15 protein-coding genes, 1 pseudogene and 1 CRISPR repeat array are annotated in these 23958 nt (G+C 41.3%); of the genes and pseudogenes, 4 read left to right on the top strand and 12 right to left on the bottom strand.

Annotated elements, in window-relative coordinates; all coding sequences use genetic code 11:
- Positions 1-116 precede the first annotated feature (116 nt).
- Positions 117-6209: direct repeats of the CRISPR family, unit length 37 nt; unit sequence GTTTCAATCCCTAAAAGGGTTTCAGAGGCTTTGAATC.
- A gap of 268 nt (positions 6210-6477) precedes the next feature.
- The 5 genes and pseudogenes from cas2 to cas6 form a co-directional block, all read right to left on the bottom strand.
- Positions 6478-6750, bottom strand: a complete 273-nt coding sequence (gene cas2 / locus VB775_RS08290) for a CRISPR-associated endonuclease Cas2 (protein WP_094536074.1) — start codon at positions 6748-6750, stop codon at positions 6478-6480.
- Between the two features lie 245 nt (positions 6751-6995).
- A pseudogene (gene cas1 / locus VB775_RS08280) lies at positions 6996-8071 on the bottom strand (CRISPR-associated endonuclease Cas1).
- 177 nt (positions 8072-8248) lie between these two features.
- A complete protein-coding gene (gene cas4, locus VB775_RS08275; protein WP_281009574.1) occupies positions 8249-8836 on the bottom strand; it encodes a CRISPR-associated protein Cas4 in 588 nt (195 codons plus the stop codon).
- A gap of 105 nt (positions 8837-8941) precedes the next feature.
- Complete coding sequence (locus VB775_RS08270) at positions 8942-9301, bottom strand: four helix bundle protein (protein ID WP_281009573.1); 360 nt, start codon at positions 9299-9301, stop codon at positions 8942-8944.
- Positions 9302-9516: 215 nt separating this feature from the next.
- Positions 9517-10413, bottom strand: a complete 897-nt coding sequence (gene cas6, locus VB775_RS08265) for a CRISPR-associated endoribonuclease Cas6 (RefSeq protein ID WP_281009572.1) — start codon at positions 10411-10413, stop codon at positions 9517-9519.
- A gap of 85 nt (positions 10414-10498) precedes the next feature.
- Between cas6 and VB775_RS08260 the strand changes: the two genes are divergently transcribed.
- Complete coding sequence (locus tag VB775_RS08260; RefSeq protein ID WP_281009571.1) at positions 10499-10942, top strand: hypothetical protein; 444 nt, start codon at positions 10499-10501, stop codon at positions 10940-10942.
- A 40-nt stretch (positions 10943-10982) separates the two neighbouring features.
- On the opposite strand, the gene cas5d is transcribed toward VB775_RS08260, so the two are convergent.
- The 6 genes from cas5d to VB775_RS08230 form a co-directional block, all read right to left on the bottom strand.
- On the bottom strand, positions 10983-11684 hold the full coding sequence (gene cas5d, locus VB775_RS08255; protein WP_281009570.1) for a type I-D CRISPR-associated protein Cas5/Csc1: 702 nt from the start codon (positions 11682-11684) through the stop codon (positions 10983-10985).
- On the bottom strand, positions 11684-12703 hold the full coding sequence (cas7d, locus tag VB775_RS08250) for a type I-D CRISPR-associated protein Cas7/Csc2 (RefSeq protein ID WP_281009569.1): 1020 nt from the start codon (positions 12701-12703) through the stop codon (positions 11684-11686). The genes cas5d and cas7d overlap by 1 nt, the downstream gene beginning before the upstream one ends.
- Before the next feature lie 62 nt (positions 12704-12765).
- Complete coding sequence (locus VB775_RS08245) at positions 12766-13377, bottom strand: type I restriction enzyme HsdR N-terminal domain-containing protein (RefSeq protein ID WP_281009568.1); 612 nt, start codon at positions 13375-13377, stop codon at positions 12766-12768.
- 14 nt (positions 13378-13391) lie between these two features.
- Positions 13392-16709 carry a type I-D CRISPR-associated protein Cas10d/Csc3 gene (cas10d, locus tag VB775_RS08240; protein ID WP_281009567.1) on the bottom strand — a complete coding sequence of 1106 codons (3318 nt, stop codon included), beginning with the start codon at positions 16707-16709 and terminating at the stop codon, positions 13392-13394.
- Between the two features lie 17 nt (positions 16710-16726).
- The gene (gene cas3 / locus VB775_RS08235; protein WP_281009566.1) at positions 16727-18847 is read right to left on the bottom strand and encodes a type I-D CRISPR-associated helicase Cas3'; all 2121 of its coding nucleotides are present in this window, start codon (positions 18845-18847) and stop codon (positions 16727-16729) included.
- A gap of 12 nt (positions 18848-18859) precedes the next feature.
- Positions 18860-19000 carry a hypothetical protein gene (locus tag VB775_RS08230; RefSeq protein ID WP_281009565.1) on the bottom strand — a complete coding sequence of 47 codons (141 nt, stop codon included), beginning with the start codon at positions 18998-19000 and terminating at the stop codon, positions 18860-18862.
- A gap of 243 nt (positions 19001-19243) precedes the next feature.
- On the opposite strand from VB775_RS08230, the gene VB775_RS08225 reads away from it, so the two are divergent.
- Together VB775_RS08225 and VB775_RS08220 are read left to right on the top strand one after the other, a co-directional pair.
- Positions 19244-19897 (top strand): Uma2 family endonuclease, encoded by a 654-nt coding sequence (locus tag VB775_RS08225; RefSeq protein WP_281009564.1) that lies wholly within the window; start codon positions 19244-19246, stop codon positions 19895-19897.
- Positions 19898-19944: 47 nt separating this feature from the next.
- Positions 19945-20805 carry a WYL domain-containing protein gene (locus tag VB775_RS08220; RefSeq protein WP_281009563.1) on the top strand — a complete coding sequence of 287 codons (861 nt, stop codon included), beginning with the start codon at positions 19945-19947 and terminating at the stop codon, positions 20803-20805.
- A 95-nt stretch (positions 20806-20900) separates the two neighbouring features.
- On the opposite strand, the gene VB775_RS08215 is transcribed toward VB775_RS08220, so the two are convergent.
- Positions 20901-21341 carry a VOC family protein gene (locus VB775_RS08215; RefSeq protein WP_323263149.1) on the bottom strand — a complete coding sequence of 147 codons (441 nt, stop codon included), beginning with the start codon at positions 21339-21341 and terminating at the stop codon, positions 20901-20903.
- Positions 21342-22404: 1063 nt separating this feature from the next.
- Between VB775_RS08215 and VB775_RS08210 the strand changes: the two genes are divergently transcribed.
- Positions 22405-23835, top strand: a complete 1431-nt coding sequence (locus VB775_RS08210; protein WP_281009632.1) for a DNA phosphorothioation system restriction enzyme — start codon at positions 22405-22407, stop codon at positions 23833-23835.
- The last annotated feature ends 123 nt before the right edge of the window (positions 23836-23958 follow it).

Here is a 23958-nt window from a genome sequence, read left to right as displayed (position 1 = left end):
CGCTCAAGCATCACTTCTGTCCTTTTTGTGGTTCTCCCTATAAGTCTAAACTGATTTCTCAAAGCTCGTCTGGGTAACGCTTTTAAGCCTATCTTGCAGGTTTTTACACGTATCCTGTAGCTACCCCTAAAAGGGTTTCAGAGGCTTTGAATCGGCGGCGCTATGCCGCCTTAACATTATCAAATGGGTTTCAATCCCTAAAAGGGTTTCAGAGGCTTTGAATCGCCCCAAACCTGAGCAGTGGACTGATTACTTTAATAGTTTCAATCCCTAAAAGGGTTTCAGAGGCTTTGAATCGCGATCGCCAATCGCTTGTTATCACGCAAGCTATCCACATGTTTCAATCCCTAAAAGGGTTTCAGAGGCTTTGAATCAATTTGAGATATCGAATCTTCGATTCCCTCAAACTTGTTTCAATCCCTAAAAGGGTTTCAGAGGCTTTGAATCGTCAGGCGCGATTATTGACATACTCTGTAATGGTGTTTCAATCCCTAAAAGGGTTTCAGAGGCTTTGAATCTCGCAAGAGTCAGGATAGAGTCTCTAATATTTTGCGTGTTTCAATCCCTAAAAGGGTTTCAGAGGCTTTGAATCTAGACGATGAGGATAAGGACGATGGGCTTCCAGACGAGTTTCAATCCCTAAAAGGGTTTCAGAGGCTTTGAATCATCATGCCCTGAGGCAGGCAAAGTCAGAGTTACGACTCGTTTCAATCCCTAAAAGGGTTTCAGAGGCTTTGAATCACAACGCCTCAGCAAGTGCCTTAGCTAGAGGCATTGTTTCAATCCCTAAAAGGGTTTCAGAGGCTTTGAATCCTCTTGCTTGATAAATAGTTTCGCCGCTTGGACAGTTTCAATCCCTAAAAGGGTTTCAGAGGCTTTGAATCTTGTTTCCTATGGGGAGAATATTTACCCCATCATCGTTTCAATCCCTAAAAGGGTTTCAGAGGCTTTGAATCCCAATTGTAATAGCTGTTGATTATTCTCTCTCTAAAAAGTTTCAATCCCTAAAAGGGTTTCAGAGGCTTTGAATCTTGAGTCCGTACCGTTTGAATGCTGTCTCTAATCTGGTCTGTTTCAATCCCTAAAAGGGTTTCAGAGGCTTTGAATCTTTAATTTCTGCTCTAAAGCCTCATTATTAGCCATAGTTTCAATCCCTAAAAGGGTTTCAGAGGCTTTGAATCGTTTCAATCACCTCAGGCGGATAGAATTGCAAATGTTTCAATCCCTAAAAGGGTTTCAGAGGCTTTGAATCCGTAAAGTTGATTTACATATCTAGCCTCAACCAAGTTTCAATCCCTAAAAGGGTTTCAGAGGCTTTGAATCTCAATCTGCTTATCTCTATTTCCGCAATCCATCGTTTCAATCCCTAAAAGGGTTTCAGAGGCTTTGAATCGCGGTGATCTCTATCGTGCTTTCGCCTTTTACGCTTATAAAGTTTCAATCCCTAAAAGGGTTTCAGAGGCTTTGAATCTTGGGTTTCCTCGCTTCGGCAACTCTAGATCGAGTTCGCTTTGCGTTTCAATCCCTAAAAGGGTTTCAGAGGCTTTGAATCGAATTTGCGCCCTTGGTCATAGTCTCGGAAATCGCTCAAGGTTTCAATCCCTAAAAGGGTTTCAGAGGCTTTGAATCCCACACAGCGCCACTGAGAGGGAGTAGCGCCCCTCTCGCAGATTAGTTTCAATCCCTAAAAGGGTTTCAGAGGCTTTGAATCTGATCAGTTTATTGTCACTCAAGATAGAGGTAAAACGTTTCAATCCCTAAAAGGGTTTCAGAGGCTTTGAATCTCTATCCCTTACCCCTTTGCATTCCCACAGCCAAAGTTTCAATCCCTAAAAGGGTTTCAGAGGCTTTGAATCGTAGTCAGGGATGAGATAAGAGCTAGATTGATTTCTGTTTCAATCCCTAAAAGGGTTTCAGAGGCTTTGAATCCAAAGATCAGCCATGTCCTAGGGTTGTTTTGAATAGTTTCAATCCCTAAAAGGGTTTCAGAGGCTTTGAATCCGCAGTGGCAAGGCGTTGCAAGATTACAACGGGTTTCAATCCCTAAAAGGGTTTCAGAGGCTTTGAATCTTGAATTAGCTAATATTGCAAAGTTAGAAACAGCTCGTTTCAATCCCTAAAAGGGTTTCAGAGGCTTTGAATCTGCCATCCAGTGAATCCACAACTATTAAAAGATATGATGTTTCAATCCCTAAAAGGGTTTCAGAGGCTTTGAATCCAAAGTTGTCAGGATCTTCTTCTGTGGGAGCCTCATGTTTCAATCCCTAAAAGGGTTTCAGAGGCTTTGAATCAGATGATTTGTTCTTTGATTACCTTGATTTGGTTGGTTTCAATCCCTAAAAGGGTTTCAGAGGCTTTGAATCCATTAGTTTCTCATACCAATTTTGCACCTCTTGAGGGTTTCAATCCCTAAAAGGGTTTCAGAGGCTTTGAATCAAATCAGGATTGGCTCTGCAAAGCTTGAGAAGTTGCTAGGTTTCAATCCCTAAAAGGGTTTCAGAGGCTTTGAATCGGTTTAGTGTGACGGTGATTTTCATACGCAATTTTTCGTTTCAATCCCTAAAAGGGTTTCAGAGGCTTTGAATCTTACTTGTATCTATCGGAGCCTCTAGCCCATAGCCATAAGTTTCAATCCCTAAAAGGGTTTCAGAGGCTTTGAATCAAATCGTTAGCATTTTTGATTGAGCTAAAGCTAAAGTTTCAATCCCTAAAAGGGTTTCAGAGGCTTTGAATCTAAATTAGCAGCAGCTAAAGACACAAATGCTACTAAGGTAGTGTTTCAATCCCTAAAAGGGTTTCAGAGGCTTTGAATCCAAAGCACTAAAGCGAGTAGAGATGGGTGCGCCTTATGTTTCAATCCCTAAAAGGGTTTCAGAGGCTTTGAATCTCCAAAGCTTCTTGCGCTCTCTTTTCGGCGGCTGCGTTTCAATCCCTAAAAGGGTTTCAGAGGCTTTGAATCGTTTAGTCATAAAATTACTTTCACCTTGAGGATCAGTTTCAATCCCTAAAAGGGTTTCAGAGGCTTTGAATCTTTACAGCTACTTCGTTTGTGGGCTTAGGAGTAGCGTTTCAATCCCTAAAAGGGTTTCAGAGGCTTTGAATCTAGCTTGGATGTTCCTTCATCTGTCACTGATCCAGTTTCAATCCCTAAAAGGGTTTCAGAGGCTTTGAATCTTTGATTTAGTCTGGCAAGAGTTACTTCGTAGCGTTTCAATCCCTAAAAGGGTTTCAGAGGCTTTGAATCGCGTGATTTTTTGATTGAATGGAGCAACCCATATCGTACTAAGTTTCAATCCCTAAAAGGGTTTCAGAGGCTTTGAATCCCAATCACCTTTGCACTGGTCAAGAAATGACGCGTTTCAATCCCTAAAAGGGTTTCAGAGGCTTTGAATCCAGTCTTACCTTATCTCAGTCACCAAAGATGACAATCGCTGGGTTTCAATCCCTAAAAGGGTTTCAGAGGCTTTGAATCCCCGCACCGCCTACAGGATTAGTGGCAAAAACGATGTTTCAATCCCTAAAAGGGTTTCAGAGGCTTTGAATCTTTGTTTACAAAATGAGTGTCGGGTATGTCACTAGGTTTCAATCCCTAAAAGGGTTTCAGAGGCTTTGAATCCGAAATAGAGCCGTAAACTTGATAATCACAAAGCTCTGTTTCAATCCCTAAAAGGGTTTCAGAGGCTTTGAATCATTATAGCGCCTCATGGAGAACACAGCCAAAATCTTGTTTCAATCCCTAAAAGGGTTTCAGAGGCTTTGAATCAGATTGGAAAAGCAGTATATTTGGTGAAATCATTCGTTTCAATCCCTAAAAGGGTTTCAGAGGCTTTGAATCACCTAAAAGTCTTATGCAGTATAGAAAAAAGTGCTTTGTTTCAATCCCTAAAAGGGTTTCAGAGGCTTTGAATCTGTCACATCTTCGATCTATGTTGTTGCATTCTCCCCTGATGTTTCAATCCCTAAAAGGGTTTCAGAGGCTTTGAATCTTATTCTAAAAGGAGATTCACGTCATGGCTACTGCGTTTCAATCCCTAAAAGGGTTTCAGAGGCTTTGAATCAAGAGCGTGTTTAATGGTACGGAGTCTGTATTCCGATCTGTTTCAATCCCTAAAAGGGTTTCAGAGGCTTTGAATCTTAATCATCATGAGAAAGTTATTAGGATCGAGATTGGTTTCAATCCCTAAAAGGGTTTCAGAGGCTTTGAATCAATTGGTGCTTTTAAAGGAGTGAATGCGTGAGTAAAAGGTTTCAATCCCTAAAAGGGTTTCAGAGGCTTTGAATCCGAAGCACTCAAATAAAAATAGGCGATCGTTATGTTTCAATCCCTAAAAGGGTTTCAGAGGCTTTGAATCTATTTCGCGTCGCCTTTGGGGATGCTGACGGCTTGTTAATGTTTCAATCCCTAAAAGGGTTTCAGAGGCTTTGAATCCTTAGCTGCTGTGGGCTTCTTAGCTGCGATCTCTTCGTTTCAATCCCTAAAAGGGTTTCAGAGGCTTTGAATCGTTCCGAATACTTGAGTAATTGCTTCGCCTTGGGATTCAAGTTTCAATCCCTAAAAGGGTTTCAGAGGCTTTGAATCGCGCGATCGCTATGCGTAGCACTGCAATAAACAATGATCAGTTTCAATCCCTAAAAGGGTTTCAGAGGCTTTGAATCCAAAGATCTTATTAGGGTTAGCAATGGCATTGAGTTTCAATCCCTAAAAGGGTTTCAGAGGCTTTGAATCCCGCAAATTCAGCAACAGTAGTTTTACCTCTATCCTGAGTGTTTCAATCCCTAAAAGGGTTTCAGAGGCTTTGAATCGTATGCTGTGTCACCCAAACCTAGGGGGACAATTTCGTTTCAATCCCTAAAAGGGTTTCAGAGGCTTTGAATCTGTATCCCCTGATGATATTGAGGTTTTGGAACTATGTTTCAATCCCTAAAAGGGTTTCAGAGGCTTTGAATCCACCCCGCAATCACTCGTTAAAGAGCGCACATCCAAAGAGTTTCAATCCCTAAAAGGGTTTCAGAGGCTTTGAATCTCGGGGCGCGTCCATTGAGAACCACGCCCTTGTTTCCTTTGTTTCAATCCCTAAAAGGGTTTCAGAGGCTTTGAATCTATTGCACCAAGGCATTCTCTAGATTAAGTTCGATGTTTCAATCCCTAAAAGGGTTTCAGAGGCTTTGAATCGTACAAAGGGTATCAAACTTGCTCTTACAGCACTTGTTTCAATCCCTAAAAGGGTTTCAGAGGCTTTGAATCTCGAAGATCAATTGTCAGCATTGCAAGCTATTGAGTTTCAATCCCTAAAAGGGTTTCAGAGGCTTTGAATCGCTCTATCGACGCTGGACTAAATACCGTAGCTAACCTGTTTCAATCCCTAAAAGGGTTTCAGAGGCTTTGAATCTTTGTCACGTCTTGATAGTGAAGAAGTTATGAGTTTAGTTTCAATCCCTAAAAGGGTTTCAGAGGCTTTGAATCAGCCTTGCTTTTTCTGCCAAATCCAACTTGGTAGATGTTTCAATCCCTAAAAGGGTTTCAGAGGCTTTGAATCTACAAAAGTTTCACTAAAAGATGGCACGCCGATCAAAGGTATGTTTCAATCCCTAAAAGGGTTTCAGAGGCTTTGAATCACTTTTATTTCTAGAACAAAAACCAGTGATTTTTCTGTTTCAATCCCTAAAAGGGTTTCAGAGGCTTTGAATCACCAAGCCATTTTGTCACCTATTCGTAATAAACAATGTTTCAATCCCTAAAAGGGTTTCAGAGGCTTTGAATCTATGGGTTTCCTGTACCAATTGGCTTGAGATAAAAGTTTCAATCCCTAAAAGGGTTTCAGAGGCTTTGAATCAGCAAAATTCATTTGTGGTAGTGCTGATGTTGAAATTGCTGCGTTTCAATCCCTAAAAGGGTTTCAGAGGCTTTGAATCATTTTGTGTGAAGCCGTGAAAGTTTTTATAGGCTGGTTTCAATCCCTAAAAGGGTTTCAGAGGCTTTGAATCATAATACGGACGCTTATAAATCCAAACTCAAAGAAGACTTGTTTCAATCCCTAAAAGGGTTTCAGAGGCTTTGAATCTAGTGGTCTCTATTTGCTTCTCAGCATTGATTTGAGCGTTTCAATCCCTAAAAGGGTTTCAGAGGCTTTGAATCGCCACCAGCGATAACGACTTTCTCGATCCGCTTCTCGTTTCAATCCCTAAAAGGGTTTCAGAGGCTTTGAATCCGCCCGCGTTTGTAAAGCATATCATATTTAGTTTTCAAGGTACATTTGCGCGAACCATACAAATTGTAGCAGATTTGAACCTGTTGAACAGATTTTACAACTTCCACCAACCAATACAAAACTATATTTACCAACACATTCCAGACTTGCGCGAATCGACCAACTCGTCCGATCGCCCTCAAAAACATACCTGCCAAGACTTGTAAAATACCAAACAGCATACAATTAAAAAAACATCCACCAACTCGCGCAACCAATGAACCAGAAATCAAGCGAAAAATATTGTATTATCTCGCACCTGTTCACCGCCAATACGTTCTATTTTAGGCTGACAGCAAGCACATAGCGTATAAAAACGGATACTATCCTCATCAGGCTTGATTAACTTACTCAAACGCGATCGCAATTTCGCGTATTGAGCATCCGTAAGCTCACACTCAAACACACTAAACTGCATCCATTGCCCATAGGACTTCAGGATCTTGTGGATCTTAGTACGGCGCTTATCTTCAGAAATATCGTAGGAGATGACTAGGAACATGGGGATTAAAGGGGGTAGCCGTTAGCTATTAGCTGTTAGCTGTTAGCTAATTTAAGAATTAACGAAAAGGAAGTCTAATAAATTTCAACTGAATCTCAAGCTTTAACTTCATTAAAAAGCTAAAAGCTAAAAGCTAAAAGCTAAAAGCTAACAGCTAACAGCTAACAGCTAACAGCTAACAGCTAACAGCTAAAAGCTAAAAGCTAAAAGCTAAAAGCTAAAAGCTAAAAGCTAAAAGCTAATCGCTACTTCAAAACCAAAGGAGGATACTTATCCGTCTCATCCATCAAATACTTAGCCAAAAGCCTAGCCTGAAGCTCAAAAGCCTCCTGATAAGTACATTTACGACCCATTACAGGATGCTTAAATTCTGACTGTTTTTTCTGCTCGTACAGCGTTAAAAATACTTTTCTCGCCTCATTAGACAGAGAAATCGCCTTACTCAATGGCTCAGAAGTAAAATCCTTGGGCGCGATCGCCTTGCGATTAATAGCCGACAGCACGATCGCATCCACAATCAAGGGGCGAAACTCCTCCATTTCTTTATTTGGAGATAACCATGAAAATCTGTAAGGATCGCATCCACAATCAAGGGGCGAAACTCCTCCATTAGATCAAGGGCAAGACTGGGACGACCATAGCGCTCTGTATGCAAATAGCCAAGATAGGGATCGAAACCGACAATATTTAGCGCCCCCTGAACATCATGACGTAACAGGGAATAGCCAAAACTCAACATCGCATTCACAGGATCAGTGGGCGGGCGGCGATTGCGAGTTGTAAAGCTAAAACCTTCAGCGCGAATTAATTTCGGGAAAGCTTGCCAATAGACAGCGCTGCCATGCCCCTCCACACCTCGCAAACTAGCGATCGCCTGAATCGCCGCCAACGAATCAATTGCCCGTTCGAGAGCATCAATCGCCTTCTGTAAATCATTATCAGGATAATCCCGCAGATGCCGCATTAATGACCCACGATAATTTTTTAACTTGCCGCGCACAAAGGCTTGCACCATATGAATTGCCTTCGGTGTCTCCCCTGCCGCATCCCACTGCGATCGCCTTACAAAAATATTTTTAGTTAGCTCAGGCTCCAAACGACCAAGAAAGCGCCCCGTTCCTGTCATAAACGACATCGGAATTTTGCGCTCCAACAGTTCTATCACCGCCGCAGGAGAAATTGTGGCGCGACCGAGGATGACCACACCTTCAACCTTAATCAGTGGCACATCAATCAACTGTTTCTTATCAGCCTTGACCGTCAAACGCTCATCAGTCTTGCCAATAAACGAATCATCGTGAGTTATGTAGAGAGTTCCCATAGTTTTTATTTAGCGATTAGCGATTAGCGATTAGCTTTTAGCTTTTAGCTTTTAGCTTTTAGTGGTTGTTTTTTTGAATAAATTAGACGTTTTCACTACATTGAGAAGTCGAGAGTAGCTTTTGAACCTAAAGACGGGAAAGCTAACAGCTATCAGCTAACAGCTAAAAGCTAACAGCTAACAGCCCTCTTTATACTTCCCAACCTTTTCCTTCGCCATCGGTACACACTGAGTAAACAGACTGCAACCTTTACACCGATTGCCATAGATAGCAGGAGGCATTTTGCTAGTTTCCATCATTTGCGAGATTTCGGTAATCATTGCGATCGCCTCATCTCGCAACTCAGATGTAATCTCAATCTCTTGTCTTTGGTGCGTTTGAGCATAATAAACATAGCCCTTCGTAATCGTTTTACCCGTCATCTCTTCTAAACAGAGGGCTTGAGCCACAACTTGCATCGCATCGTTATCCCATTCCCCTTTATGTCCACGTTTGTATTCAATGGGATAGAGATTACCATCAACTTCTTCAATCAAATCCGATTTGCCGATCAATCCGTATTGTTCCGACTTTAACCAGATCGCCCTGATTTGCCATGTCTCCTCCCGTTGATTTTCGCCAACCGTATGCACGCGCTGATGTAGATCTGTCCCCTCAATCGTGTAATGATTCTCAACAAATTCTCCTGCACAAAACATTCGCCAACACCGATGAGGACAATATGCATATTGGTTTAAAGCGGCGATGGGGATTGGTTCATTCATAGGGCTTTTGGCTTTTAGCGATTAGCGATTAGCTTTTGGCTTTTGGCTTTTGGCTTTTGGCTTTTGGCTTTTGGCTTTTGGCTTTTGGCTTTTGGCTTTTAGGGGTTAGTTTTTGGATCTTAGTTTTTGTAGGAAAGAATTGAGCATTCTTTTTGTTTCGATTAGTTCTGGGTTGATGGCTTGGTATGTTTCTTGATTGATGAAGCCAAGATCTACAGATAGTAATAGCTGATATTCCAGTTCACTAGCTGATCCCATTGCTATTTGCAAAAATCTTGCAAAGTCAGCATCAGAACCTCTACCACAACCTTCTGCAATATTTGTCGGAATCGATGAAGAAGATCGGCGCATTTGGCTAACTAGACCATAAAGTTCTTCTTTGGGAAAACTTGCCGTAATCTTGTAAATTTTGAGGGTGATTTGATGAGAGCGTTGCCATACTTTTAATTCTTTGAAGTCTTTCATTTTTTTAGCGATTAGCTTTTAGCTTTTAGCTTTTAGCTTTTAGCTTTTAGCTTTTAGCTTTTAGCTTTTAGCTTTTAGCTTTTAGCTTTTAGCTTTTAGCTTTTAGCTTTTGGAGATTAGTGATTACAAGTATATTTTTAGCAAGACCGATAAAACAAAAAAGCTAAAAGCTAAAAGCTAATCGCTAACAGCCTCTTCATCAAAAAAGCTAAAAGCTAACAGCTAATCGCTAACAGCCTCTTAGCCATCCCCATCCCCATCGTCGTCTTCCTCCCAATTCCAGCAAACATCGCAAAGTCCGCTAGAGCATTAATTTGTTTGATCGCATCTGGTGAGGCATCACCGAGAATTCGATAACCAATCTCACCGACACAACCGATAAAACTATGGGTGTCATAGTTTTTGACAACTTCTGTCTTAATGTCAAATTTACTGGGAAAGATATATTCGATAATTTCGGGATTAATTGGGATTTCGCTGTAGGTGTTCCAGCGATCGCATAGGCTTTTAAATACATTGTCGCGAGTGGGTAATGGCGAGTCATATTTACCCTGACGGAATGCGGTGGGTGTAGCGAGGTGAAAGGCGATCGCTTTTTCTGTATCTGAGGCGCGATCGTAGATTTGTTGATAGGTGGCGAAGTTTGCCCAAGGTTGGCTCGATTGGGGTGTGCCGAGAATACTGGTGATATAGAGGTCGGCGGAACCAAGATGAAAAGCGCGATCGGGGTTGAGATTGAGCCAAAGTCCTGTGAGTTTGCTAAAGAGAACTTCATCTAATAGGGTGATGCGCCACCAGCAGGGAGTTGAGGGGGAGATTTCTTGATTGTGCCAAGAGAGGCTTTTAGCTTTTAGCTGTTGGCTGTTGGCTTTCTTTAGCTTGGGTTTGTTCTTGTCAGAGCTAACCGCTAATTGCCGATCGCTAACCGCCAATTGCTGAATCGGACTCAACCCAAATCCTTTATTCGCTTTTTCACCATGCAGGCGATCGCCTAGTTCTTTATCTACAGAGCTAACCAATGTCAAAAAAAGCGCATGAATATGCCGTCCTGTTAGATATTCAGGATAAATCGGTGTTTTTGGCATAAAATTAACAACTAAGCTATGAGGCATGATTATTTATTCCTTGAAATATGTCTTGCATTTACGATTTTGAAAAGAAAACGACAAAATCACCAATTACCAATTACCAAAAACTATGGATGAACAAACCGAGAAAATGTTTGCGATCGCAACAATTGACGATCCAGTTCTAGCCCGTAAACTTTATGTAGATATGGAATCTAGCCTTCCCATAAATGTTCGGATTACAGAAAGAGGATTTCAGGGACTCAAAGAGCAGAGTGTTAACGTTTCCGATCCAGATCAGGTGTATGAAATCGAAAAACTGTTTTACTCCAGTGATATGGGTGGTATCCTCTGCACCTTAATTGCCAAGGCTGGAGAAGCCTCAAAAGACGATAAAAATGTTGGTGCATTTGTAATGTCTCTTACTCATCTCAGACTTGATTCGAGTCATCCGTTGGCATCTAGAATCAAGGAATATCAGAAAAAGCGAAATACGAGATTAGCGATCGCAAATAGTGGTAAGTCACTCAAGCCAATCAAATCGAATAAAAAGAAAAAGGGTTTTGGTGGTTAGGTTAAAACTGGCGATCGCATAGTTCTTGAATAGTCATAACCTATACCTTAAAGCGATATTGCATACGAGCAGGGATTTTGAAGCCATCAACATCATAAAAATGTCCATTCATGCTGACATTGCGAATCAGACTAACAGGCGGCATATTTACGGTGTCATAGCTCAAGACTTGGTGAGTAAACATTACATCAAGGGGATTAAGGGGATAAGGAAATATAAAATCTCCATTTCCCTGCTTAACTTTATCTAGCTTTTTTACTTGCAACTCTGCTTTACTCATCCATTTACCCAAACGAATCCATTTAGAAAGTTTAGGTAAGGGATTTTGGGACAAGATGAAAAATTCAAAAGCACTTTCGGGCGCGATTTCCTTAGCTCTGCCAAAGCTAGGAATATTTTTTTGAGTTTTCTCCATCTCAACGTGATAGTTATTATTGGCATATTTCCATGTGTGTAACACAGAAGTATGCTGAAGCGATCGCGCAGGTGTGACATAGATTCCCACTTCGTTGAGTTTGCTCAAATGCTCCTCATACATGGGAACTTGTTCGCGGCAGAAGTAGCGATATTCATGTTCGGCTGATACTTGTGTACCGTAGCGATCGCTATCAACTAGCCCCAAGGCATAGCAAAGGGCATAGTTATGAATGATCGCTTCGGTTTCATACAAGCGTCCGATCTCACGGGTGGCAAAGTAGAGCGTGTCATGTAGCTCAAGCTCACAGCGATAGATATGAGTCATTACTTTTTACCTACTTTTGCCGCCTTTTTCTCATCATTTTTAGCATCTTTAGATGGTTTGAGAATCCAAGTTTGAGCATAGTTCGATGACTCAGCATTAGCCTTTGTCAATATTTCAATCAATCGAGATTCATTACTGATTAAAGATTGAACCTCACTTAGTAAAGGTTTAAAAGCATCTCCAATCAAATCAGTGTGACATACATATTCTTGGGAAATCAAATCACGAATTGCATCGACAGCAGCAGTTAGGGCAAAATCTTCGTCTAATGGATCGGGAAGATTAATTTGTTGGCGATCGCTCAAAAGATCATAGATTTTTTGAGTCCAGCGTAGATTGCTCACAATTTCACCATCTGCAAATACAACACCGATCAACTCATTGCGAATTGTACCTGTGCGGGTTGTTTGCGCTCCATAGCGACTGGTTCGCAAAATATTGTTAAAGACATAGAGGAATCCTGCTTCTGTCGGATCTTTTAGAGTTACGATGCTGGGAAAGAACACCTGTGGCAAAATGTGATCTTGGCTATTGATGCGGCTTGTTACTTCACCTTTACGGCTCATTGTGCCACTTTCAAAAGGAGCATTCAAAGTGAAGTTAAAATGCGAATCATCAAAAGGTGTAATTGAGTAAGCCGTATCGACTACTACCTTAGACTTTTCAGAGCCAGAATCACCGATTGCAAATCCATAGAGAACACAGTCAGGAGTGGTCTTGCTAAATTCTACGTTGTAATCACAATTTGCAGCATCTCCAATCTCATACTTACGCAGCAATTCACGACCTGTTAAACGTTCAGGCGTTGATTGTTTGCGCTTAAAGAAAGCTAAACGGCTAATTGTCTCGTTGTGTTGAATACCAGCACGAATTCTCGCCCGATTCAGTTCTCCATCGGTTTGTAAGAGTGGGTAAGACTCTGTGATCCGCAAGGTTAGAAAATGAGCATACTTGCCCATAGGCTTTGCAGGGATTGCATCGTGAAAAAACTTGGGATCAACAGATTTTAGAAATGTCATGGTTTTTTCCTTGTGAAATTAGTTTTGTATATAAATTGAAAGGTGGAAATGGCTATTAATCCTTAACCAATTAGTTCTTGGACAAGAATTCGGGTGATTTCGTCAAGATCATCAGGGATTGAATAATCTTCAAAACCTTGCTCAAAGTGCTTACTCTGGCGGTTGAGCCGAGCAAATTCCCAAGTTTTACCAGTCGTGACAGCACCAATAAAATGTTCTTGTGTGTGATCTTCTTGCCATTGATCAAGGGTAATCAACTGAGATACTAGCTGTGTCATACCAAAGTTCAAATCAGCCTTTTTAGCTTCCACGATGAGAAGTGCTTGAGATGATTCAATGAAATAGTCAAGATTACCCTGTAGATACTTAGAAACTTTGATGGGATATTCAACTCTCACTTTAGCTTTTGTGTAATGGATAACATCAGCTAAAAGAGGAGCGATTAACCATTCTCTCCGTGCGGATTCATTCGAGAGAGTAACATAGGGCAGAATTTCTTCAATTCTACTCTGTGTTTGTTGAATGCGATCTAGCTCACCAGTATATTTGGGTAAACTCAATCTTTTGGTTTCTAGGGTGTAGCCAAATTCTTTAGCAAGATCTTCGGCTTCAATCTTTAGCTCAAAATATCGGCTAAAAGTATATGTATCATCGGGGTTAAGAAGTTTAGTCATAGGTCATACCAAGATTAAAGATTTGATTGATCGGTGTCATCTTCAAGAATTTCAGGGATTTCGCTGGGTTCGTCAACCTTACGCTCCTGACGTTCTCGATCATCTTCGAGACGATAGAGATAATCACAAGTATCTCTGATTAGATTGAGTTGTGTTCCTGCTAAACGAGAGCGATCGCCTTTAAAAGTCCCCTCAAAGATTTCTTTGACAAAAAATAGTGAGAACTCATAAATGGCTTGACGCTCCTGTTCGCTAGTGAGTGCAGGTTTCCACTTACCATCAACAAAAGTAAGGGTTGGCTTGCCTTCTGCTGCCCTCCGCCGAACATTGGTCATGAGTTTAGCAAGCCTTGCCGAGACAATATCAGTGAGTGACTCTGTGTCATTAGCTAGGGTTTTGTTGATCTTGATAATCACATCTGCTGCTTCATCAATCGGTTTGAGAACAGCATTGGCTTTGGCATACTGACTCTTAGCACGATAAAACGCACGGTAAAGCTGAGTTAGTTTACGAAGTTGATTCACGTCTTTTCCCTCTGGATCAAGATAGTAGTAGAGATCGAGATAGAGTTTCACCTTTTGGATTGGTACAGTATCTCGGTCTTGTTTGCGTAACCACACATTGAGATAGTGGAAAACAAATAGAGGACTGGTTTCTAGGTCACGGGCTAATGCCGACAGTTTTCCCCAGTCAGGATCGCCATCTTTTTTTCGATTAGCCTCTAAATGAATGCAGTAGGCTGTACTCAAAGCATTGAGAGGTGAGAATTTACGCTCTGCTGTCTCTCTAGGAATAATCGCATCAAGGCGAATGCGATCGCGTTTGATTAACGAACGTATAGCTTGATGCTCACCATCGAGTAAAGCTGTCTCCTCAAAATCAGCACCACTTATAAAAGGTGGTACAGGTGACTCAGAAACAACAGTTTTTACGTCAAGGATGAGAGGTAATGCCATCGCTAACCATGACGGCATTACCCAAGATTCTGTATCTGTAGCATCTCGGCTCGGTGGTAGAGCAAGAAAGAAAAATGTAAGGGGCTGATCATCGGGATAGCCCAACATTTTAAATGTGCGATCGTCTTCTGGGTTTAAGTTCTCCTGAATTAGTAAAGAGTCAACACTTTGATAATTCGCAATCTCAAACTTAGCAACTTGATCCTCACTAATTAAATGTTTACGAATATCTGCATCAAATCTAATTCTAGCAATCCACGAATAGGCTTTTTGCAAGAATTTATTCGTTTCTGGTGTGAAAAAGTACGTTGGATAAAGATAGAGATAACGATATTTGCGTCCTTCAAAGTCCCCACCAGTGGAGTTAGTCTGATTCATTAAAATTTGCCGTAGCATAATTTCAATTGACCAGATAGAACAAATTTGGCGCTTTGCTGCTTGGGCATTAAATAGAATCTGACGATTACTATAAACCTGTGGAGCAAAGAGAGTTGCCGATTCCATTTGTTCGCTGACGGTGTAAGCAGAGCTAGACATCGCACAGACATTTTCTCTACCACGTCCAACTACTTTAGCGGCTTTGTAGCGTCCCATTTCAACTAAGAAGCTATCAGGCTGAGGTGCAATTACTGCTCCCGATGGTAAGGAAATACTGCGGCTAACGTATGTCCGTAAATCATCCCAACCATCAGGAAAAGTAAATTCTTCATAAATTGGGCGGATTAACTCTGCTGCGTGACTGGTTAATACTTCCATGATCTGGCGACTGCCATTGTCATCAAGATCAGGATGCTTACGGCAATATTGAGCAGCTAGATAATACCAATCTAGGGGAACTCCTCCTGTTTTTTTGAGAGATTGAATTGCCTTTACTATTGGAATTTCGTTAGCCAAATCGAGAACCTCAGCTAACTTCTCAGTTAAATCTAACTCTGGCAAAGCTTTACGCTCTGCTTTTGGTTGTTGTTTTTGCCAGTTATTAGCGCGATCGCACCATTCTCGCCAAATCCCACGACATAGGGTATCGCCAAATTCGGCTAATCGGTCAATCAATGGATTATCAGGAAAATCTAAATCTAGATTGTCTGGTAACTCTCCTGATGCCTGAGCTTTTGCCAAGCTATCACCACGCTTTTTCGCTGAAGAAACTTTAGTAATTGGGATTAGCTTTGAGGCAGCGCTAACGCTTACTTGCATGAGTTGCACACTGTCAAAAAATAGCCAGTAGTAATCTGCAAATTTAAAGCCTTTACCATCACGTCCAAAGCCAGTTTGTCTACGTTTTAGTTGCCCCGCACAAAGCGATCGGATTTTGGCAATAACTTGATCGGGAATTTGATCGGTATTGATTTCGATAGCTTTAGCTTTAGCTAGATAAACAACACCATCAGGCAAAAAGAGTAAAGGAGTATAGTCATCCTTGGGATGGGCATCCATCAAGGCATTATTTAAGATGTTGGTAAGAACGCCTCGATTATCTGACAGTGAATGATAGGTAAATTTAAGTTGTCCATTACTGAGATCGTGTAACAACTCCTGTAAACCACTACTTTGAATGTCTTGGGGATGCTTAATTACTGAAGCAAAGAGATCAGAAATTCTCACAAGCCGTGACAGAATACCTCTTTCCCTGCCGTCTAATTGAGGCTTGAGTCCCCGCTTTTCCATACCCAGATCAGCGTCATACTTGACTCCTGCGTTATGGATACCCCATACGATGTCATCTAAGTAATCACGCCAATTACTATCAAAAAGTTTGTCTAAGCCAAAGTCTAATACTTTCTTCTCAACAAAATCGCGTCCAAAGTTTGGAGCATCCTCTTTTTTGGCTGGTTTGCTTTTCCAGTCGCGATCGCGAAAGTTTCCATCCGTATCATTGGCAATTAACCAACTTTGATAATCGGGTAACTTATCGGAGTCATGCAAAATGTAGTCACAGATAAACAGTGCTTCTATAAAATCATTGCCTGCACATAATCGCTTGACCTGATTTGTTTCTGGATGATTTTTTAGATTTTTTAGAATACGGTAAGTCGGAAATAACCCGTTAAGCAGATGAGCCGTTAAAGATTGATCGTGTTTGCTACGTTCAACATTTTTACCTTCAGCCTTGCGATCTTCGGTAAATTGACCACCTTTGGCAGTAAAGCCGACAAGCTGACGAATCAAATTAGGCAAAACATGATCAGCAAACTTTTCAAGTATTTGATCGCCTTCATTTTCTTTTTTAATTGCCTCTTTAAACAACCGAATTGTAAGCAGTTCGGGTCGTTCTGGTGGTTTATCTTGTTCTGTATCTTCCGTAGATTCAAAGTCTATAGACTCAGTAGGAAGATCATCATCGTTATCAAAGAATGATAGTTGTTGATCATTCATAGAGGTTTTCTTTTTGCTTAGCAAATCCATCCTAAGTCCTCCTTTGGTTTCCAAAACCTGAGCAATGTTTCTAAAATTAACGCTGACTTGCCAAATGCAATCGTGTAAGGTGGTGAGCCGCGATCGCTAAAACTATACTTATCTGCTAAACCATAAGCCTGAAAATGAATTGGTAAACCTAGCTTTGCTCGTAGTGTAGCGCGATCGCGATCAGAGATATAGCAAACTAAACCTCGACTCCTCAGCGATCGGCTAATTTGGTTAATTCCGTCTCCCTGTGGTTGCCACACCTCCAAGCCTTTCAAAACCTGAACTTTTGCCAGTCGCGCTATGTCGCCCAAATCTTCAGGTATAAAAAATTTCCAATCCTCACGCACATCTCGATAACCAGTTAATTTGAGATAACAAAGCACATCCTTAAATCTACTTCTCATCGCATTTGCCATTTTTGCTCTTTGAATAAATTCATCCTCTTCCATCCATCCAAAGGTAAAATTACTCAGGATGCCCTGTAAGTTATAGGTTTTAAAGCGATCGCACTCTGGCTCATTAGGATTGGTTAGATCATAAATTGCACAATCTAATTGACTACTACCTCGAAAGCTCCGAGCCTCATCAATAACTTTGGATTTACCATCATTTTTTAGTTCTCCAATATGTCCATATTGCTGTTTAAGCTTAATTCCTAGGGCATTTTGAACATCTTTGCCAAATCCATCAGCAGCTTCAGGATAGGTTTGTGACATTCTTTTCAATTCAGAAAAGACAAAAGCAGATTGAATCCCACCCCAACGTTTTGGATATTCTGTAAATTCATTGATAAACGGATAGGCTTGATGAATTGCATCATTAAAAGTTGGACGTTCATAGGTTTCACCATCAGTTAAAGGCTTAGACTCCACCTCAAACAACCGTGAAAGGATGAAATGTGGTAACAGCGCATAAGCTTGATATGCTGAGAATCCCTCATGTCTTCCCAGTCGTCCTAATCGCTGTACAAAATTCCCACCATCCGCCGCTTCAAAAACCAGAAAATTTATTTTGAAATCAACGCCCACATCAATTGTCGATGTACCAATCAAGAGATCGGCTTCTTCAACCGATGAAGCCTTTTCAGATTCTCCCGTTAGACCTGTATTTTCTCTAACTTCTAGCCCATGCCTTTTAAATAGTGGCTTTAGAGCAACGGTTAGCTTCTTAACTGCGGCGATCGAATTAAGGATGATTGCTCCTTTACTTTGAGGATGATCCAGAAAAAACTTCAAGATAATACTTTCTGCATTTTCCAAAATCCATTCATAGCTTGATCGCAAGCTTGGCTCTAAATTACACGGAAAAGTGAGATTAATAGACTGATTAATCTGTCTCCATTGTCCTGCATTATTTGGAGTGTCATAACAATAAGCCCCATGACTCAAGGGATTTATCCAAACATATTTCATGCCTGATTTAGTCAAAAACTCCTGTAGCATCTCGCTAGGCGTAGCAGAGAGAAATAAAAACTTACGTCTTCCTCCTGTATGTTGCATTAAAAGTATTGAATTTAAGATACTTGCAATTTGAGGTGATGAGAAAATGTGAAACTCATCAAATACAAAGAGTTTGTAGTTGTCGTCAATCCGTTTAAATACCTTGTCTGGATTATCTCCCTTCCCTTGAGCATTGCGCCTTAAATACCGAAAGTCATGGATATAATGAAAAATATCTGGATTTGTTAACAAGATCTCTGAGTTGTCAACCCGATTTAGCAACCCTGACTGTTTAGAAGGTAAATTATTTGTCTCAATAAAATCTTCTAAGGTAGTCGCATTTAATCGATAAATCTGTGGATCATATTTGGGATTAAACTTGGTTTTATAAGACTGAACCTGCTTTTCTTGATCTCTCGCAAGCTCATTAGTTGGGTACATTGCAAGTGTGTAATTTTTACCAGTCATAGCGGATAAATAAGCCGCTAAGCTTTTACCATCGCCAGTCATCGCCGTATTAAATACCACATCAATATCTGGATCTTGCAAAGCTTTAAAAGTCTCTAACTGATGCCAAGCCAATCGCCAACCATCAGGAATTTCGATCCCTTTTGGGGTTTCCACCGTCTCAGAATAAACAGGCTTGAGAACTATTTTGTATTCCGTCATAACCTCACATTCTTATAAATATCTGAAAGCGCGATCTTCGCTAGTCCCCGCGATCGCAAAAGCCTGACCATTCATAAACTCATGCTTCGTAAGGCTTTCTTGTTCGTAGGTGAGATATTCCTCATAGGTCAAGTCTGGCTGTCTCACAAACATCAGCAATAACCTCTAGCTATGTCTACATCAACTTGTTTGTAATATACCTTATATTTTTTGTTTTTAACCATTAAATTTTATTTTGCCTTTATATACTTTAATAAGCACATATTTGCATATTACATAAGCATTTAGCAAGACGTATACTGCAAAAGTGTCCGTATACTTTTTGTCAGGGAAAAATTATTAGCGATCGCCTATGATTAAAATAGATAAAACTATTAACCTGAGAGGTCAGTAGCTATGAGACTTTTAGAAGTTTTAGCCAGAGAGTCCATCAAATTACCCAACACCGAAGGACAAAGACTCATCATCAGTGACGTGACATGGCAACAATACAGCACCCTTGTTAACGTTTATACCGATGAATACCCCTCCCTCCGCATGACCTATCTCAATGGTGTTTTAGAAATTATGACCACATCCAACGAACACGAACGCCTCAAAAAAATCTTTGCCCGACTACTTGAGATGTATTTCGTGGAGAGACAGATAGATCTCAATGGTTATGGTCAAACCACCTTTAGACAAGAGCTAGCCCAGAGAGGACTAGAACCCGATGAATGCTATTGTTTTGGCGAACTCAAAGAAGTCCCAGATATCGCGATCGAAATCGTCATCAGCAGTGGTGGTATTGACAAGTTAGAAGTATATCGAGGATTAGGAATCCCAGAAGTATGGTTTTGGTACGCTAAACAGCAACAATGGAAACTCTATCGCCTGAGAGAAGATGACAATGAACCCAAATACGAACTCATCTCCCGTAGTGAATTTCTACCCGAACTAGACTTCGATTTACTCAGTCAATTTGCGAAAGAGACTAGTCAAACTAAAGCCGTGATTGAATATCGGGAAGCGCTGAAGAAGGAAGAAGGAAAAAGGAAAAAGGAAAAATAATCCCCAAGCCCCAAGCCCCAAGCTCCAATTACCAATTACCCAACCCCGTGTCCCGAAAAGGCGAATCAATCACACTATCTATCAAAGAACGCGACAAAGCTAACTTAGAAGCGATCGCGATCGAACTTGGCATGACATGGGGCGATCGCCCAAACATCTCTAAACTAGTCGAAGCGATCGCCCGTAAACAAATCCAAATCTCCAAAAATAATGACTGGGCAAGCGATCGTATCGAATCACTTGTTCGTACCTATAGACTCTTGATTGATTATGGGGAGCTTGAAAAAGCGCAAATCATCGCCCATCTACTACTTGAGCGTAGCGAAATAAATAATCCTCTGCGCCGAGATATTGAACGATTTCTCGAAAAACCTCCTGAGATTTGGCGACATACCATTGATCGCTACATCAAGCAGCAACAACCATTTCGCTTGCAATATCTTGATGCTGCCGAACACCCCCATGAGTTCTCTATCTACTACGCAAAGGTTGCCGCCCACGACAAGCGACTTTATCTTGACTGTTGGTGTGAAGACATTGCCAGAACCGATACAGTTCCAGCCCTACAACATAATCGTTCCCTCAGACTTGACCGCATTCCCCCCGAAGCCGCGATTACTCCCATTGTCGGCAAATGGCGATCGCAACTCGATCAAATTCATGTCACCTTTAATTTATCGGGAAACCTCGCCTTTGCATATAAACCAAGAGACGAAGACATCGATAACACATGGCTCGACTGCAATCCCCCCATACGCCAAATAATCCGCAAAATCAACAACACTTTTTGGTTCTATCGCGAAATTATGCCCTATGCCGAAGATTGCGAAATTATTGAACCTGATGATGTGCGCGAAAAGTTCAAAGAGAAAGTGCGATCGCTATATCTTAAATATTCAGATGATTGACAAATCAATCGCTTACAGCAATTACCAATCAAAACAAACCATAAGAGAAAAAAATGCGAACCTGCTTCGTAGTTTCCATTTCAACTATAGCGCTCCTAAATAGGATCGCAGCGTATTTCAATCAAAAATCCATCGGGGTCGTAAAAATAAATCCCTCTACCAGTAGGACGAGTAACAGGCTCTCCCTCAATTTGAACTTGATGCGATCGCAATATCGCCACTGCTTGCTCAAACAATTCAGGAGCAATATCAAAGGCTAGATGATTAGCACGGGTAAATTGTCGCTGCGGATCGAGATCGGGCGGCATAAGTTCTGGTTCCCAAAACAAATCAAGAATTGTGCCATCGGGAGTTCTAAAGTTTGCTACTTTGCCTGCTGCTACTAGATCGATTAGAGTGCTGGGAACTTCTTCGCCAATGAGTTGGTGCAACCCCAAAATGTTACCATAAAAATCACAAGAAACCTGCATATCTCTCACATTCAAAGCAATATGATGTACTCGTCGTAAAGCTCCTTTCGAGATCGTAGCTTGCATAGATAGCATAGTTGAACCATTGGATGACATAAAATCAGTTCTAGCTAGGTTTACCAATAGTGTAATAAGTAGCTAGGCATAAGTAAACTAAAAAAACTAGAAGCTGTCTCGCCCGCTACATTACCGATCAAACAAACCAAAGAAAAATTTGAAAGCGTTGCGGAGCAACGCTTTCAAATTTTTCTTTGGTTTGGATTTGAGCGCAAAGCGCTGTAGGTTTTAATTATGGTGAGCTACTTACCAATTTATATAGCTACAGTCCCTTGTCTTACCAAAAGACAAAATGGCTACGCCATTTTGTCTTTTGAAAACCCTTACTGCTTTAATTGGATAGTTCGACTAATATCTAAAACTTGTGCTAAGCGATCTGAATCTTCAAAGTGAATACCGTAGCGATCGCGACGATCTAGTTCAAGATTTTTATATTCCTTGTCTAGAGAATTCTAGACTTTATAGCCGAGCCGTAGGATTTTTTTCCAGTACGTCGATGGCTTCAGTGGCTAGGGGAATGCTTACGCTGATTCAGTCGGGGGGCAGGATGCGGCTAATTGCTTCCCCCTGTTTGTCAGAGCAGGATGCTGAGGCGATCGCTTTGGGGCTTAGGCAAAGAGAAGAGGTAATTACTCAAAACCTAATCCGAGAGATCGATCAAGAGTTTTCACAGGTAATTCAAGATCGTTTGGCTTGTCTCGCTTGGTTATTGAGTCATAATCTATTGGAAATAAAACTAGCCATTAGAAAAGATATCCGTAATCGAGGTATTTATCATGAGAAGTTAGGCATATTTGAGGATAATGCGGGGAATATTATCGCTTTTACAGGGTCGGCAAACGAGAGTGCCAGCGCTTTGCTGGATAACTTTGAATGTGTAGATGTGTTCTGTTCTTGGGATGAGGGAGTCAGAGAGCGCACATTAAGCAAAGCCGAAAACTTTCGGCGCTTGTGGGAAAATGAAACACCGATGTTAGAAATTATCGACTTTCCTGAAGCTGCAAGGCGATCGCTGTTGCGTTTACGTCCTGACCAGTTCCCCATTGATGAGTTTACTAAGAGAACTACCGTCATGACCGAGCCTAAGCCAGATTACATTGCGATCAGGACAACTCCAAATCACGGTATTCCGATATTGCCTGCTAATTTGGAATTGCGAGACTATCAGAAACAGGCGATCGCTAATTGGTTTAAGAATAATGGACGTGGCACATTGAAAATGGCGACGGGTAGCGGTAAAACGATTACTGCATTGGCGATCGCGACGGAACTTTATCAAAAGATTGGGTTGCAGGTTTTACTGATTGTTTGTCCCTATCGACATCTGGTAATTCAATGGTCAAGGGAATGTCAGAAATTTGGACTAGAGCCAATCTTGGCTTTTGAAAGTGTTCATAATTGGCAAGATCGTCTATCTACCCAACTTTATAACGTGCGATCGGGTAATCAAAAATTTCTGACGATTATTACCACCAATGCAACGCTGATCGGTCAGGGATTACAGTCACAGTTGCGCTATTTGCCTGAGAAAACTCTAATCGTGGGTGATGAGGCTCATAATTTAGGGTCAAGACGTTTGGTTGAGAGTTTGCCGCGCAATGTTGGTTTAAGACTAGCTCTATCAGCAACTCCAGAGCGATATTTTGATGACCAAGGAACGGAGGCTATATTTGATTATTTTGGATCGGTGATTCAGCCAGAATTTACGTTAGCGGATGCAATTAGGGCAGGAGCCTTGGTGCATTATCTTTACTATCCGATTTTGGTAGAGCTAACGGAATCCGAGACTGAGAAATATGCTGATTTAACTAAGAAGATTGGCAGGGCGATCGCTTTTGATGGCGATCGTGATGATAACGAGATGGTAGCGGCTTTATTGATGCAAAGGGCTAGGCTATTGGGTTCGGCGGCGAATAAGTTGGTGGCTTTGCGAGAACTGATGCAGCAACGTTTGGATACATCACATACATTGATTTATTGTGGTGACGGCTCGGTTGAGGATCAAGTTACTGAAGAAAGTACGAGGCAGTTGGATGCGGTGGCGCAGTTGTTAGGTTCAGAATTGGGATATCGGGTTAACACATATACTGCTGAGACATCTTTAGAAGACCGCGAGAATTTACGACTTTTATTTGAATCTGGAGAATTACAGGGACTGGTGGCAATTCGTTGCTTAGATGAAGGTGTGGATATTCCTGCAATTCAAACTGCGATTATGTTGGCAAGTAGCAGCAATCCGCGTCAATTTATTCAGCGTCGAGGGAGGATTTTGCGGCAGTATGCATCCTGTAAGGAATCGCAATCTCATAAAAAACGGGCAACTTTGTTTGACATGATTGTGTTACCGCCTGATTTGGGGAGAGAGACAATTGACGTTGAACGCAATCTACTCAAAAAGGAATTGCAGCGCTTTGTTGAGTTTGCGAATTTAGCAGATAACGGTGGTGAGGCAAGACTAAAGCTATTGGATTTACAACAACGTTATGGATTAATGGATTTATAGTATTTGCATCGTAAGGGCAATTCATGAATTGCCCTTACGATGCGTTCTTTTGTACAAGTCCTATTTGTCAGACAACCTACAGATTCATGAAGATTTAGGCTTTGTCTAAGGAATCATTTATAG

It is taken from the genome of Pseudanabaena sp. CCNP1317 (genome assembly GCF_034931345.1).
GTDB lineage: Bacteria > Cyanobacteriota > Cyanobacteriia > Pseudanabaenales > Pseudanabaenaceae > Pseudanabaena > Pseudanabaena galeata.
The sequence above is the reverse complement of the archived record's forward strand: the minus strand, read 5'-3'. Positions and strand labels throughout refer to the sequence as shown.

Coding starts and splice junctions, on each gene's coding strand:
- VB775_RS08260 (WP_281009571.1), top strand. CDS start 10,499: ATGGATGAACAAACCGAGAAAATGTTTGCGATCGCAACAATTGACGAT.
- VB775_RS08245 (WP_281009568.1), bottom strand. CDS start 13,377: ATGACTAAACTTCTTAACCCCGATGATACATATACTTTTAGCCGATAT.
- cas3 (WP_281009566.1), bottom strand. CDS start 18,847: ATGACGGAATACAAAATAGTTCTCAAGCCTGTTTATTCTGAGACGGTG.
- cas10d (WP_281009567.1), bottom strand. CDS start 16,709: ATGAATGATCAACAACTATCATTCTTTGATAACGATGATGATCTTCCT.
- cas6 (WP_281009572.1), bottom strand. CDS start 10,413: ATGCCTCATAGCTTAGTTGTTAATTTTATGCCAAAAACACCGATTTAT.
- cas5d (WP_281009570.1), bottom strand. CDS start 11,684: ATGACTCATATCTATCGCTGTGAGCTTGAGCTACATGACACGCTCTAC.
- VB775_RS08270 (WP_281009573.1), bottom strand. CDS start 9,301: ATGAAAGACTTCAAAGAATTAAAAGTATGGCAACGCTCTCATCAAATC.
- VB775_RS08210 (WP_281009632.1), top strand. CDS start 22,405: ATGACCGAGCCTAAGCCAGATTACATTGCGATCAGGACAACTCCAAAT.
- VB775_RS08215 (WP_323263149.1), bottom strand. CDS start 21,341: ATGCAAGCTACGATCTCGAAAGGAGCTTTACGACGAGTACATCATATT.
- cas2 (WP_094536074.1), bottom strand. CDS start 6,750: ATGTTCCTAGTCATCTCCTACGATATTTCTGAAGATAAGCGCCGTACT.
- cas7d (WP_281009569.1), bottom strand. CDS start 12,703: ATGACATTTCTAAAATCTGTTGATCCCAAGTTTTTTCACGATGCAATC.
- VB775_RS08230 (WP_281009565.1), bottom strand. CDS start 19,000: ATGTTTGTGAGACAGCCAGACTTGACCTATGAGGAATATCTCACCTAC.
- VB775_RS08225 (WP_281009564.1), top strand. CDS start 19,244: ATGAGACTTTTAGAAGTTTTAGCCAGAGAGTCCATCAAATTACCCAAC.
- cas4 (WP_281009574.1), bottom strand. CDS start 8,836: ATGAATGAACCAATCCCCATCGCCGCTTTAAACCAATATGCATATTGT.